This is a genomic window from Mucilaginibacter robiniae, from assembly GCF_012849215.1.
Taxonomy (GTDB): domain Bacteria; phylum Bacteroidota; class Bacteroidia; order Sphingobacteriales; family Sphingobacteriaceae; genus Mucilaginibacter; species Mucilaginibacter robiniae.
In genome coordinates, this window is the sequence record NZ_CP051682.1 from 1,767,185 (window position 1) to 1,781,532 (window position 14,348).

The 14,348-nt window shown below is 40.7% G+C and carries 15 protein-coding genes; 11 read left to right on the plus strand and 4 right to left on the minus strand.

Annotated features, from left to right (window positions below; genetic code table 11):
- Positions 1 to 32 precede the first annotated feature (32 nt).
- Positions 33 to 2,546 carry a DUF5686 family protein gene (locus tag HH214_RS07735; RefSeq protein ID WP_169606775.1) on the minus strand — a complete coding sequence of 838 codons (2,514 nt, stop codon included), beginning with the start codon at positions 2,544 to 2,546 and terminating at the stop codon, positions 33 to 35.
- A 132-nt stretch (positions 2,547 to 2,678) separates the two neighbouring features.
- On the opposite strand from HH214_RS07735, the gene kbl reads away from it, so the two are divergent.
- Genes kbl through HH214_RS07755 form a run of 4 tightly spaced genes read left to right on the plus strand, consistent with a single transcriptional unit; the run spans position 2,679 to position 5,984 of the window.
- The gene (gene kbl, locus HH214_RS07740) at positions 2,679 to 3,869 is read left to right on the plus strand and encodes a glycine C-acetyltransferase (RefSeq protein WP_169606776.1); all 1,191 of its coding nucleotides are present in this window, start codon (positions 2,679 to 2,681) and stop codon (positions 3,867 to 3,869) included.
- A gap of 58 nt (positions 3,870 to 3,927) precedes the next feature.
- Positions 3,928 to 4,977 (plus strand): phenylalanine--tRNA ligase subunit alpha, encoded by a 1,050-nt coding sequence (pheS, locus tag HH214_RS07745; RefSeq protein ID WP_169606777.1) that lies wholly within the window; start codon positions 3,928 to 3,930, stop codon positions 4,975 to 4,977.
- Complete coding sequence (locus HH214_RS07750) at positions 4,977 to 5,399, plus strand: Rieske (2Fe-2S) protein (RefSeq protein WP_169606778.1); 423 nt, start codon at positions 4,977 to 4,979, stop codon at positions 5,397 to 5,399. Before pheS ends, HH214_RS07750 begins: the two co-directional genes overlap by 1 nt.
- Before the next feature lie 3 nt (positions 5,400 to 5,402).
- Positions 5,403 to 5,984, plus strand: a complete 582-nt coding sequence (locus tag HH214_RS07755) for a TetR/AcrR family transcriptional regulator (protein ID WP_169606779.1) — start codon at positions 5,403 to 5,405, stop codon at positions 5,982 to 5,984.
- Positions 5,985 to 6,230: 246 nt separating this feature from the next.
- Here the strand turns inward: HH214_RS07755 and HH214_RS07760 are convergent, their stop codons facing one another.
- Both HH214_RS07760 and HH214_RS07765 read right to left on the minus strand, forming a co-directional pair.
- Positions 6,231 to 7,202 (minus strand): hypothetical protein, encoded by a 972-nt coding sequence (locus HH214_RS07760; protein WP_169606780.1) that lies wholly within the window; start codon positions 7,200 to 7,202, stop codon positions 6,231 to 6,233.
- A 241-nt stretch (positions 7,203 to 7,443) separates the two neighbouring features.
- Positions 7,444 to 8,424: a glycoside hydrolase family 5 protein gene (locus HH214_RS07765; RefSeq protein WP_169606781.1), complete on the minus strand. Its 981-nt coding sequence runs from the start codon at positions 8,422 to 8,424 to the stop codon at positions 7,444 to 7,446.
- Between the two features lie 293 nt (positions 8,425 to 8,717).
- Here HH214_RS07765 and creD point away from each other — a divergent pair, with 293 nt between their 5' ends.
- From creD to HH214_RS07800, 7 genes are all read left to right on the plus strand, one after another.
- On the plus strand, positions 8,718 to 10,082 hold the full coding sequence (creD, locus tag HH214_RS07770; RefSeq protein WP_169606782.1) for a cell envelope integrity protein CreD: 1,365 nt from the start codon (positions 8,718 to 8,720) through the stop codon (positions 10,080 to 10,082).
- A 55-nt stretch (positions 10,083 to 10,137) separates the two neighbouring features.
- A complete protein-coding gene (locus HH214_RS07775) occupies positions 10,138 to 10,440 on the plus strand; it encodes a hypothetical protein (protein WP_169606783.1) in 303 nt (100 codons plus the stop codon).
- Between the two features lie 341 nt (positions 10,441 to 10,781).
- The gene (gene rlmD, locus HH214_RS07780) at positions 10,782 to 12,191 is read left to right on the plus strand and encodes a 23S rRNA (uracil(1939)-C(5))-methyltransferase RlmD (RefSeq protein ID WP_169606784.1); all 1,410 of its coding nucleotides are present in this window, start codon (positions 10,782 to 10,784) and stop codon (positions 12,189 to 12,191) included.
- A gap of 46 nt (positions 12,192 to 12,237) precedes the next feature.
- Positions 12,238 to 12,627: a hypothetical protein gene (locus HH214_RS07785; RefSeq protein ID WP_169606785.1), complete on the plus strand. Its 390-nt coding sequence runs from the start codon at positions 12,238 to 12,240 to the stop codon at positions 12,625 to 12,627.
- 117 nt (positions 12,628 to 12,744) lie between these two features.
- A complete protein-coding gene (locus tag HH214_RS07790; protein WP_169606786.1) occupies positions 12,745 to 13,254 on the plus strand; it encodes a phosphoribosyltransferase family protein in 510 nt (169 codons plus the stop codon).
- 24 nt (positions 13,255 to 13,278) lie between these two features.
- Positions 13,279 to 13,518 carry a hypothetical protein gene (locus HH214_RS07795; RefSeq protein ID WP_169606787.1) on the plus strand — a complete coding sequence of 80 codons (240 nt, stop codon included), beginning with the start codon at positions 13,279 to 13,281 and terminating at the stop codon, positions 13,516 to 13,518.
- Positions 13,508 to 13,810, plus strand: coding sequence for a type II toxin-antitoxin system RelE/ParE family toxin (locus tag HH214_RS07800; RefSeq protein ID WP_169606788.1), 303 nt, complete (start codon positions 13,508 to 13,510; stop codon positions 13,808 to 13,810). Before HH214_RS07795 ends, HH214_RS07800 begins: the two co-directional genes overlap by 11 nt.
- Here the strand turns inward: HH214_RS07800 and HH214_RS07805 are convergent.
- Complete coding sequence (locus HH214_RS07805) at positions 13,807 to 14,319, minus strand: shikimate kinase (RefSeq protein WP_169606789.1); 513 nt, start codon at positions 14,317 to 14,319, stop codon at positions 13,807 to 13,809. The genes HH214_RS07800 and HH214_RS07805 overlap by 4 nt on opposite strands.
- Positions 14,320 to 14,348: the final 29 nt, after the last annotated feature.

Below are 14,348 nucleotides of genomic sequence, written 5' to 3' on the forward strand. Positions count from 1 at the left end.
CAATGGCGTTTTCTTTATGTGCTTTTTAGCTATTATCTCAAGCCATAAAATATCCGGAAGCCTTGCGTAATACGACGACTCCCTTCAAAAGCAAAGCCGTAATCGATGCGGAAAATAAAGCGTTGCACACCAATATAGAACTCAGAATAATTACTTTTCACACCTTGTATTAAGGCATTGTTGGTTACACCTGAATAATTACTATGCTGAGCTTGAGTCAGGTAGTTAACCCCTATTACTTCTTCCAATTTCAGCCTACGCAGGTAAGGCACTTTACTCAGCAAGTTACCGGCAAAATTATGCTCATAGTGCGCCTCTAAGAAAGAACGATCGGTACTGTAGTCATAAAAATCCAGGAAGTGGAAGTTACCAATAGTAGGGTTAAACGTAGTACCTTGATTACCCAAAAAATGGTTATAATCCATAAAGTACAAGCTACGATGGTTAAAGAAGGTACCCGCAGTTACTTTGAATGCAGAATAACCTACCAAACCCACTTTAAGGCGATCGGCAAAAACATCAACCGAACCAAAATCATAATTTACATCCGAACCTAATATGCCATCAATACCCTTCCGGTAGTTTAACCGGATTTTAGGGAACACCGATGGCTCGTAGTATTTACCATCAGGCCGGGTTATATATTGCTGGCGCAAGGTAAAGGTTACGGAAGCTTTGAATGTAAGCGCTTGGTTGGTCGGGAATAAAGGCGACTCTACCGTAGGTGGCGCAGCTAACGGGTTGTTGGCGGTATAATGCTTGTCCGGAAAATCTTTAATGTGATTAAACGAAGTATTATATAACTGCTGGCGATCAGCATAAGATAATGTTGTGTTTAGCAAAACGCCGTTCGCCAACTCACGCTGCCAGCCCGCTATACCGAAACGGGTGCGGTATAGCTTTACATAGTTGTTTTCGCTTAATAAGGAACTCAATGTGTTAAATACCAGCGTACGTGTACCTACATTGTTGAGGTCTAATATATCGCTGCCAAAACGCCCCATAAACACGCCTTGGTGAGCCGGATCATACGTATAGGTACCACCAATGTTAGCACTGAACTTTTTGTTAGAAAAGCCATATCGTATAGCCGGACTAAGAGAGAACGACTGCCCATTATCAAAGCCTTTAATATAGTTTACTTTTAAGTTAATGCCATAGCCCTCAACCGTATTGTAAAACAGGGTTTGATAAAACGGATAGGTATAAAATGATTCGCGGGTATGCCGATTATAATACTGGTAACCGTAAATCAGATTACTTAATGTAAAAAAGTAATTTTGCGCTTTGTTTACCGAATCCAAATAACGTGGTGTATTTTGGATAGCCCCTAAGCTGTCCTTTCTTTTATAATCACTGCTTTCTAAATCAGTTAATGGCACCGGGCGATTGCTCACCCAATAACTATTTTTGCTTTGGTTAGCCTGGCTTTCTACACGCAGTACCTCGCCATTAAAAAAGTCTTTCTTGAATTGTGGATTCAGATTGTAGTTGTTGTAAATAGCCAAATAGTACCCTTTAAATTTAAATCCGAATACATCGCCCTGAAAATTAAATCGGGTAGCTATAGGTAACCATACTGTATCAGTAATTGGGATATATTGTTGCGTTATCTGTAAAGTATCTACAAAGTTAATGTCGTTGCTCTTTTTGGTCAGAAACAAATCCACACTGTAAATACGCCAGTCGCCATCAATTACGTAAACATTGCCCTGGTAAACTGCCTGATGTTCATGCTTCGGGATTACTTGAATTTTATCAATCCGCCGACCGCTTTTAATAGAAGTTCCCAGCAGTTTGTAATCATAAAAATTTAAAGCATTATCAGCAAAAGGTGATACGAAGGCACGAGCACTTAAACCTTGGATATTGAAGCTGTTTTTGTAAAAGTTAACCTGTAAGTCAGATGCCTTGTTGTAACTGAAAGCAGTATTCTGTCCGGCTGTTTTTGACGAAGTCATAAACTCCCGAACCTTGTCAGGATTTTCAAAATTGTATTGCGAAATAGATTCAGATTGGTACAAAATACCCTTACCCGTAGTATCAATCTGCAAAGCCTTTGCTACGCCATGTTCCAGTAACTTTTTGGGAGCGCTCACTAATCTTTGTACACCTTTTACATATACCGCACAAGAATAGCCTGGTACCTGATTTAAATAACCCTCACGCTTGGCTATTACTTTGCGGATAATATCTGCACCCGGATCAGCCTCATTACCACTACCGGCTTCGGCCTGCAAAGCAAAAGGCTCATTTCCTAAACGGATGTTGTGCTGTTCGTTATGGTTAGTAATGGTTATTTTTTCCAGATGCTCCAAATACCCTACACTACGATATACTACGGTATAAGTTCCGGGCTTGAGTTTAAATTCATAATCGCCATCTTCATTAGCCGTACTACCATAAGTACTGTTCCGGATATACACGGAAGCAAAAGATACGGGCTTACCATCAGTATCTGTAATATTACCATACAGGCGGTAATTTTGGGCAGATACCTGGAAAGCTGTAATAATCAAAACAATAAGTAAAAAGGATCTTCTCATAGCGGGTCTCTATGTGTATATAGCTTTCACTGCAAAAATGTTTGGCTACAGCACAATTATTTTAACAGGGTATTAGTTAAGGCTGTCAAAATGCCTGATAATGCTTAAATTTGCATCTTAACATACTGAATTATGTACGATACCCTGAAACCGGTTTTACAACAAGAACTGAGTGATATTGAAAAAGCAGGACTATATAAAAAGGAACGTGTAATTACCTCGCCCCAAGGTGCCGAGATTGAAGTACTAGGCGGACAAGAGGTGATTAACTTTTGTGCCAACAACTATTTAGGACTATCATCCAACCCTGAGGTGATTGAAGCGGCTAAGCAGGCTATTGACGATCATGGGTATGGCTTATCATCTGTACGCTTTATTTGCGGCACCCAGGATGTGCATAAAGAATTGGAAAAAAAATTATCTACGTTTTTAGGTACTGAAGATACCATACTTTATGCAGCTGCCTTTGATGCCAACGGTGGTGTTTTTGAACCCTTGTTTAACGATCAGGATGCTATTATTTCTGACGAGTTGAACCATGCATCTATTATTGATGGCATACGCCTGTGCAAAGCACAACGCTATCGTTACAAGCACGATGATATGGCAGATTTGGAAGAAAAGCTGAAAGCAACCCAAAACTTACGTCACCGTATTATTGTAACTGATGGCGCTTTCTCGATGGATGGCACGATTGCCCAACTAGACAAAATTTGTGATTTAGCCGACCAGTATAAAGCTTTGGTGATGATTGATGAAAGCCATTGTTCAGGCTTTATGGGCAAAACCGGCCGCGGCACTCACGAGCACCATCAGGTAATGGATCGGGTAGATATTATTACAGGTACGCTGGGTAAAGCTTTAGGTGGCGCATCGGGCGGTTTCACTTCAGGCCGCAAAGAAATTATTGATATGCTACGCCAGCGTTCACGCCCGTACTTATTTTCCAACACACTGGCTCCTTCTATTGCAGGCGCATCTATTGCCGTGCTGAATATGCTGAGCGAAACCACTACCCTGCGCGACAAGCTGGAAAACAACACCCAGTACTTTCGTCAGAAAATGACAAAAGCCGGCTTTGATATCAAACCGGGCGTACACCCGATTGTACCCGTAATGCTGCACGATGCCAAGTTATCGCAACAGTTTGCTGCCCGCATGCTGGAAGAAGGTATTTACGTTATCGGTTTTTACTACCCGGTAGTGCCTCAAGGCAAAGCACGTATTCGTGTACAAATATCAGCCGCTCACGAGCAGGAACATCTGGATAAAGCTATTGCAGCGTTTACCAAAGTAGGTAAAGAACTGGGCGTAATTCAATAAGCGTTTTTGTAATCAGATTAGGAGCCGAACTTTTTTTAAGAATATTATAACCCTGAACATGCAGGATCAAATTAATCAATATACTACCGAGATAGAAGCTTTTGCTCCGGCTAATGCCGATGAACTGGAAGCTTTCCGTATTAAGTTTTTGGGTACCAAAGGCATTATTAAAGATCTTTTTGAACAGTTTAAAAATACGACACCCGAAGAAAAACGGACTTTAGGTAAAGTACTGAACCAGTTTAAACAACTGGCCGAAAGTAAATACCAAACGCTGAAAGAACATTTTGAATCGGCAGTAAGCAACCAGAAAGCAGATATTGACCTGACCTTGCCTGGAGAAGGCTTTGCGGTAGGCTCTCGCCATCCACTATCGTTGGTGCGGAACGAGATTATAGATATTTTCAAACGCTTGGGCTTTGTGGTAGCTGAAGGTCCGGAAATTGAAGACGATTGGCACAATTTCTCGGCACTGAATTTTCCGCCTGAGCATCCGGCGCGCGATATGCAGGATACCTTTTTTGTATCTCACCCAGCCAAAGAGGGTGAAGACGAAGCTAGCAATATTGCCTTGCGTACCCATACTTCATCAGTACAGGTACGCATGATGGAAAGCGGCAAGCCACCATTCCGTGCTATTATGCCAGGTCGTGTTTACCGTAACGAGGCTATTTCGGCACGTGCCCATTGCTTTTTCCACCAGGTAGAAGGCTTGTATATTGATGAGAATGTATCTTTTGCTGATTTAAAGCAAACCTTGTATCACTTTGTACAGGAATTGTATGGCGAGGGTACGCAAGTGCGTTTCCGTCCATCCTACTTTCCGTTTACCGAGCCATCGGCCGAAATGGATATTTCGTGCACCATTTGCAAAGGTGCAGGCTGTAATATGTGTAAGTACACTGGCTGGGTTGAAATTTTAGGTTGCGGTATGGTTGACCCTAATGTATTAACCAACTGTGGCATTGATGCCGATAAATATACCGGCTTTGCCTTTGGTATGGGTATTGAGCGTATTACCAACTTAAAGTATGTGATCCGCGATTTGCGTTTGTTTTCTGAGAATGACGTTCGCTTCCTGAAACAATTTAAAACTGATATTGTATAATGCGTAAACTGGTTTATCTTTCCATGTTGATGTTGTGCCTGGTGGGTTGCGGTAAAGGTGATACCAGTTACATACCCAGCGTAGCCGTTAACTTTTCGGCTCCGCTTACCGACCCTCGCCTGAGCAAACTGGGCGGCATTGGCGGTTCGACAGTAATTACCGGTTATGGTGTAGCCGGGTTAATTATATACCGTTATGGTACCGGCACTAATGATTATGTAGCTTATGACCGCTGCAGCAGCTATTTGCCTCAAAACAAGTGTGCCGTAACGATTGATGCTACCGGACTTACGGCTACCGACCCATGCAGCGGTTCTAAGTTTTTATTGTCTGATGGTTCGCCGGTGAAAGCACCCGCTACCCGGTCACTAAAATCTTACTCGGTATATGTAAGTAATTTTACCATATTTGTGTCTAATTGATACATGGAAGCCGATAAAATCAGAGATACCATCAAACGGTCTGCGCAGGATCTGTTCCGCAAGTTCGGCTATCATAAAACCAGCGTTAACGAAATTGCCAAAAAGGCTAAAATAGCCAAGGCCACCATTTATAAATATTTCGACAGCAAAGAGGCTATTTTGCACTCTTTGCTGATGGATTATATTCAGGTGAGTGTAGATGAACTGATACACAGTGATACACCAGAGCTGGATGAAGAAACTCACTTGAGCAACCTGATTATGAAAACCTGCCGGCTATCATACACCGTATGTAATGAGTTTATCGGTTGGGATTTTATTCGCGAATCTACCAACTCACAGGAGTTTTTGCGTAACCTTTCTAACGAACTGGAAGATTTGCTGGTAAGCTCCTTTACTACCCTTAGCGGTATGCGTAAGCACGAAAGCTACCAGCAGCGCATCCGTTTTCTGATTAAATGCAGCAAAAACATTGTATTCAGCTTTGCTTTCACCTCAGTAAGCGATGCCGACGTGCGCAAAAACTTTGTTTCCTTTCAGAAAGAAATTTTGCCTTATTTGGTAAAGGCTGCTATTACCGTTTAAGTTTACTATTTACCTGTTACAGGTGTTACATGTTTCAGTGTGTAACACCATGAAACACTGTCAAACCATTGGCGGTGGTGGCACTATTTTGTCAGTACCATTTTTAGTAAGCCGTTCATATACAGGAATTTGTCAGTAAGAAAATGAAAAGCTCAAGCATTCTTTTGAATACCTGAGCTTTTCATTTTATCACCTGCACGTGTTAAATGTAACACGTTGCATGATTTAATTATTCATAGTAAATATTTAATTGTTATTGCGCTTTATGCTAAATGTTTTATTAATAGTGGGGTTCCAGGCAGTATCGGTAGTAATAACGCTGGTAGTTGGGCGCAGGTTGGTCAGGTAACCTTCAAATCTGTACCGAGTATTAGGCTTAATAGTATCTGTAGCTGCAAACAATGTTTTGTTTATGCTAGCCGGCGTTAAAGAAGGGAAATAACCACTAAAGGAATGAGTACTGCCAACACCTGGCCAGATGATTGCCTCGTAGGTGTAACCTGATTGTCCTGCTGTTGGATTTAAACCTTGTGCTACAGATGAGTAAATATTGGTATGTTCGCCGGTTTGACTTAGCAAATCCAATGCATTATTAGGTGGAGCCTGTGTGTATGTATAACTAGTATTGGCTGGCGGCACATCGTCAACAACAACAGTAAGGCGGCTGGCCGCACGTGACAAGCTTATGGCTTGTGTAGATGGTGCAGTTATATTAAGTGCCTGCCCTTTAGTAAACACGCTGGTGGTTGGTGGGCCAAAATAACTGTTATCATAAGAAATGACAGGGTATCCCTTAGGCATTTTAGCTGCATCCTGCTTATTGTTTGTACTCGTACTAAGCGTATATGAATTATCATCTGTAGCGATAAAAAATGCATATACTGTTCCTACCGGTAATTGTACCGAAATGGTACCGTAATTAGTGGTAGAAGCTTTAGTTTGATCTACCCGCTGCAGCAACTTAGAGTTGGCATCATAAAACAAGGCGGTCAGGTACGCAGTAGCTACCGGGATAGGCTTTGCTGCAGCTAAGGTATGCATTTGGCTGCTACTGGCAGAGATCAGCGGCGTTGTACTTTGTGTTAACTCTGAAGATACATTAAAACTCACCTGGTAAGTTTTGTTGCTGCTACTGTCTGTTGGGTTACTATGCTCTTTTTTACACGAAAAAAGCAGCATGGTAGCAGCAACCGATAAGGTTAGTAATTTTCTTGTCATAACTGGTTTTTAAATAATTACAACAAAAATCTTGTATTAATTGGATTTATGTCGTTTAAAGCAATACACAATTTCTACACAAAAAAGCAGCACACTCCAACTTCATAAAAAAACCAGCTTAATTAAACTAATAGATAATTTACTCAACACCCTATCTTAAGGGCTAATTCAAACTTAAAGATTTTATGTACAGATATTTTAGCTAATAATACAGGAGGGCAGAAGTTAATGATTTTGTACATTACTTATTCAACTTCCGTAACTGCTCCCGAATATACAATCCCGCAGGTGTAAGCTGATCTTCTGTCCAATGGCCCTTAGTAGGAGCACCGGGTTGTAGCAAAGCTGTAGTTTCCTGTTTGTCAACAACATTCCAGTTGGCCCAGCTCAGCTGATATTTATTCAACCAATCCATCCATTTAGCGGTTTTCTCCCGGTTAAATTCACCATTTCCATCGGCTTCACCTACCCCCCATTCAGTTACCATTAAAGGCAAGCCTAATTGCATAGCTTTTTCAGCTTTGGCCCGCAAACCATCTTGGTGGCTTGGTTCGGTAGCATAGAAATGAAAGGAATAAGCAATATTTTTAAAGCCAGTAATTGGGTCGGCAGCGGCTACGTCAACATCCTGGTCCCAATGCGGACTACCTACTATAATTAAATTATTACGGTCGTATTTACGTATTTCGGTAATTACCTGGGTAGCATAATTTTTAATCGTGTCCCAACCAATGCGTTCCGGCTCGTTCCATACTTCATAAATCACGTTTGGCTTACCCTTGTAGCGTTTGGCCATCCGGCTAAAAAAAGCTTTAGATTGATCAACATTTTTCCAGGCATGATGATCGTGCCAGTCAATCAGCACATAAATACCATTCTTTATAGCTTGGTCAACCTGTTCAGTTACCAATTTTGTTTGTGCAACTGGCTCTTGTAAATAGCCATGTTCCGGCTCAACAGCCATGGCTACACGCAACAGGGTAATTTTAAAATCAGTTACCAGCCAGTTTTGTACATCCGTGTTATAATACTTACGCCCCCCCCATATACTCCACGACATGCTGATACCCCGAAGTTGCGGCTGCTGCCCGTGCTGGTTTACAATGTGGCTATCCACTACACGCAGGGAACCATTTTTGGTAACAGCGTCAGATAAATGTTGCGCCTGCATATAGCGTACCCATCCAGTTACTAATATGATTGATAAAAGAAGCTTTTTCATAGTGTTGTTTACAGATGCTATAAAGTAAAACTACACGCTATGGTTTATAATTAATTCAGATTGCCGTTTTTGAATTACATTTTGCAAAATATGCATCAGTTTTAAAAAACCTTAATACTTTCACCACTATCCAATTTTACAGTACTTATAATTTTTTACATCTCACTTTGCATTACAAAGTTCTTTTACATACCTTTGATTTCATAAGTATATAAATCACAGTTGGCCCAGAGACGGGCATTTTTTAGCATTATTTACTTTGCAATACAAAGCACTTTTAAATAAGAAAATATATGAGAAATCAATCTTCACTTTTTGGGATGCAAGAATCTGTATTACTGAAACTATTGTTCATTGCCCTACTTGCCATTCTGCTACTTATTCCTTCAGCTTGGATAGATGGGTTAATTGTAGAACGCTCAAACCGCCAGCGCGAAATCAATCAAGATGTATCTGATAAATGGTCGGGCACGCAAATGATACAAGGTCCCGTACTCTTAATTCCTTACAAAGTAAGAACTAGCCATGAAGACATTAACCATAAAGTTTCTATTCAGGAGTTTACTGAAAACCTGTATGTACTGCCTGAAGCATTAAAAATTAAGGCAGCTATACAATCACAAACTTTACACCGGGGCATCTTCAACGTTGGTGTATATAATGCCAGTATTCAGATTACAGGCAACTTTAACAAAGCCGATTTGAGCAAACTGCAGATAGATCCTAGCTTAATAATGATGGATAAAGCTCGGTTATTGTTTAGTGTATCGGATCTAAAAGGGCTTCAATCTAACCCTATCATAAAAGTGCAGAATCAGGCATCAACTGCCGAACCTGTTCTAACCAACGGCCACCTGCTTGACAATGGCTTGCAGGTAGCCGTTAATTTAGCTAACAGTTCCAGTAACCTTATCCCTTTTAGCTTTAATCTGAATTTAAAAGGTAGCCAGGAACTTAAATTTATACATACTGGTAAAACAACAGCAGTAGAAGTAAGCGGCAATTGGCCTAGCCCTAGTTTTGATGGCCGCTATTTACCTGATAACAGACAAATTAATAACAAAGGCTTTACCGCTAGTTGGCGTATGCTGTACTACAACCGTCCGTTTCCACAACAATGGATTGATAATGACACTTTGCTCAACAACCTTAAAAATCAGAAAAATGCTTTGTTTGGTGTAAAGCTACGCATACCGGTAGATGAGTACCAGAAAACCATGCGCAGCAGTAAATATGCTATTCTAATTATCGCGCTCACTTTTGTGGCTCTCTTTTTAACAGAAGTGGTACAAAAACAAAAAGTGCATATGCTTAATTACACGCTTATTGGCGCTGCCATGATTGTTTTTTATATTCTACTGCTTTCTTTTGCTGAACAGGTTGGCTTTAATATAGCTTATTTAATTGCAGCAATAGCCACTATAGCATTAATTACCTGGTTTGTTGCCTCTCTACTATCACATCAAAAAGCGGCTATTCTTTTTGCCGGTATACTTACACTGTTTTACAGTTTCATCTTTATTATTATACAGCTTGAAGACCTGGCTTTGTTGGTAGGCAGTATTGCTTTGTTCATCATCATTGCTACGCTAATGTATTTCTCACGAACAATTGATTGGAATAACAGAGAACAATTATCCGAACCGGAAGTCCTATAATAACTTACCAGCAGCATAGCTGCCTTTTTCCTGATCTTATTTAAAAACGTTAGAAATGAAACAAGCGGTTCATTGCCCAAATTGTAGTGGGGTAAGTATGCAGTTATCCAACAAGGAATATTTTTCCAGGATGATTGCTATCATTTTATGGCTTGCAATTGGTATTATTTTGACTATGGAAGCAGGATGGTTTGATAATGTTCCTGAATGGCTTGGCTTTCTGCTGATATTACTTTTGGGTATAAGTATTATAGTGATACCTATTCTAGTCTTAAGCTACGTAATTGCGGTACTTATTAAACCATCAGAACAGATGAAATGTAAATATTGCCTGCATAAGTTCACCATTCAACTATAAACATTTTACTTGTGATGTTTCTTTAAAAGGTAATATATGTCATTGTTCTAATTTTTCAAAAACAATCACTATACCGATTTGGTATTTGGTATATAATATACTTACATTTGTTTGAATCAAACCAAAATACTATGAGCCGTGAACTAATTGAATTCTCAGACCAAATTGATGAGCACTTTGAACCGGCAGAAGTTAATAGTGAAATGGAAAAGCTTTGGCTGTACATTTTAAGTCTGTTTCAATGAGCATCATCCAATCTATCCGGCAGGGAAAGCGTTAATGCAGGTAAAGTATAAGCCTGCCGGAAAGATTTAAAGGGGTTTGCTTAACTTTGCAACCTCATGAGGAAAAAAGCTGCGCCAAACAAGCTGTTTGAAGACGTAACCATTATTGACATTGCCGAAGAAGGCAAAGGCGTTGGCAAAGCCGACGATTTTGTACTGTTTGTAGAAAAAGCCGTACCAGGCGATGTAGCCGACCTGGAAGTATATCGTAAAAAGAAAAATTTTGGCGAAGCCAAAATTGTAGCACTTAAGCAACCATCGGTTCACCGTACCGAGCCTTTCTGTGAGCATTTTGGTACCTGCGGCGGTTGCAAATGGCAACACATGACCTACGAGGCCCAGTTACAGTTTAAACAAAAAACGGTAACTGATGCCCTGAGCCGCTTGGCTAAGGTAGAGGTAAGCTGCGCCTCACCTATTTTACCCTCACCGGCCGATCGTTATTACCGTAACAAATTAGAGTTTACCTTTTCAAACAAGCGCTGGCTGAACGATGGTGAAAACCGCACCGATGAGCCTATGAATATGGATGCCTTGGGCTTTCACATTCCGGGACGGTTTGATAAAATATTGGACATTCACCATTGCTACCTGCAAACCGATCCATCTAACGATTTACGCCTGCGCATACGCGATTTTGCCAAACAGCATAACATCAGCTTCTATAATTTAAAAGCTCATGAAGGAGCTTTGCGCAACCTCATCATTCGTACGGCAGTAACCGGCGAATTAATGGTGATTGTGGTATTTGCTTATGCTACCGAAGAAGAAGTAAAGCTGGTGATGGCGTTTGTAGAACAGGAGTTTCCGCAAATTACCTCGTTACTATACATCCTGAACCAGAAAAAGAACGATACTATTTTTGATCAGGAAGTAATTGCCTGGAAAGGTCCGGAATATATTCATGAACGTATGGATGACATACAGTTCCGCATAGGCCCGAAATCATTTTACCAGACCAATGCCGTGCAAGCTCAGCGTTTATACGAGGTAGCGCGCGATTTTGCCCAGTTTAAAGGCGATGAACTGGTGTACGATTTATATACCGGTGCCGGTACCATTGCCAACTTTGTAGCGGGCCATGTACACAATGTAGTTGGGGTTGAATACGTGCCTTCGGCTATTGAAGATGCCAAAATTAATTCAGCCATCAACAATATTCATAATACCCAGTTTTATGCCGGTGATATGAAAGATGTACTGGATGCCGAATTTGTATCTATTCATGGCAAACCTAATGTAATTATTACCGACCCGCCACGTGCCGGTATGCACGCCGATGTGGTAAACCGCCTGATGGAGATTGAAGCCGAAAAAATCGTGTATGTGAGCTGCAACGTAGCCACACAAGCGCGTGATTTATTGGTTTTAAAAGAAAAATACAACGTAACACAAATACAACCGGTAGATATGTTTCCGCATACACAGCATGTGGAAAATGTGGTACTACTGGAATTAAAGAAGTAAAACCTACCACGTTGTTGCGAGACATTAATAATACAGAATAACGCTCATGGATCCGGAAGAACTATTAAATGATAACAACGAAAAACGCCAGGAAAGTCCGCTGAAAAGTTTGGAAGTTGATTTACGCCTGTATAGCGAATCATTGCGTGAGGTATCAGTAGAAGTTATGGTAGAAGGGCTATCAGGCTACCCTATTTTTATAGCTCACCAGCATGAAGTAAGTTTAGGCGAACTGGTATTGGATAAAAATGAACTGAATACTGAATGGTCCATACATGCCTCTACGCTGGAGGAGTTTATAGAACGCGGCATTATTAAGAAAGAACTGAAACAACGCTTTATAGAGAGCTATAAAAATCCGCACGACTATATGTGCCTGTTCGTGATTGTGCCTGAAGGTGCCAACTTTGTATATTTCCCTTACGGCAAAGAATAATTTGTATTTTCGCTAAGGTGAGAACAGATGCTAAAGAGGAAAAATGATATCAAAGACTAATCGATAATATTATAGTTATTCAACCCGCAACCGACCACCCGTAATCCGCAACCCAACATGCCTGATAAAAGAATACTGATACTGAACCATCAGCAGATACAGCAAAAAATTGATCGTATTGCCTACCAGATTCTGGAAGATAACTTAGATGAGCCTGAGGTAATTATAGCTGGTATTATGCCTCAGGGTAGCCTGATTGCTCAACGCATCAAACAGGTACTGGAGCAAATTGCCCCCTTTACCTGCCGCATGATTAATATTGAACTGGATAAACAAAGCCACACGTTACAGTTCAGCACTGATGAGGATGTAAATACTTGCAGTAACAAGGTGGTAGTTTTGGTAGATGATGTACTGAACAGCGGCAAAACCTTAGCCTACGGTTTCGGCGTTTTCCTGGACGTTCCGCTTAAAAAACTACGTACCGTAGTATTGGTTGACCGTAATCATAAAAGCTTTCCGGTAAGCACCGACTACTCTGGTATTGCGCTTTCTACCGTAATCAAAGAGCACGTGTACGTATCAATTAGCGAAAGTGGCGAAGAGGATGCGGTTTATTTGGGGTAAATAATTCTAACAAAAGGCAAGATTATGTCAGTAGCTGAAATTGAGAAAATCAAAACAGACTTGATAGCTTGGATTGAACAACTATCAGATTCAGACACGTTAGCTTTTTTGGATGGTTTAAAAGATTCAAAAGTTAACCATGATTGGTGGCAGGATATTTCTGAAGATCAACAGAAACACATTACAGAAGGGCTTAACGATCAAGAAAATGGCCGTGTATTTTCTTCTGGTGATTTCTGGACTAACTTAAAAAATGGAGAGTAAGCAGTTACAGGTTGAATGGACTAAACGTTCACTGACTGACACTTTAGCTATAAAGCGATATCTGCTTCGCAAACTTTCACCAAAAGAGCTTAGTAAATTTTATAAGCTTCTTCAGCATTTTGAAAAATTGGTAGCCATTTATCCAGATTTATATCCAGCCAGTACAACAAAACCTGGATTGCACAGAGCAGTACTCAGCAAGGAATTATCTGTTTACTATACAGTATCTGAAACAAAAATCACTGTTATTGCTGCTTTAGATAACAGAATGGATTTTACTAAAAAGCTTTAGCCTTTTAATATCTCCTCTACCCTTTCTGCGGTTAAACTTATCCCATCAGCAATAATTTGTGCCAGCTGGTAAAAGCTTTCGCGCTCTGCCAGTTTTTCAGCGATGAATGTTACCAGCTCATCACCATGTTTATCGCGCAGTAAAGGGCGGTGTTCTTTACCATGTTCCAAGCGGCTGGCTAAGGTTTTGGGTGATAACTGAATGTAAATAGTTTTGCCATGTGCATTCATCCAATCCATATTATCAAAATGGCAAGGCAGACCGCCACCCGTTGAAACAACAGCTGTTTCACCATAAGCCGTTTGCTTTAAGATTTCCGCCTCGGCTAGCCGAAAAGCCGTTTCACCAAAACTTGAAAAGTACTCGGTTACACTCATGCCCGCCTGCTCTTCCAGCAAATGGTCCAAATCAAAAAAAGGATAGCCTAAGCGGCTGGCCAACTTGCGCCCCAACGTGGTTTTACCACATCCCATAAAGCCAATCAGGAAAACAATTTGCGAATTATTCATGGTTATGGCTCAAAGCTACAGACTTTGCC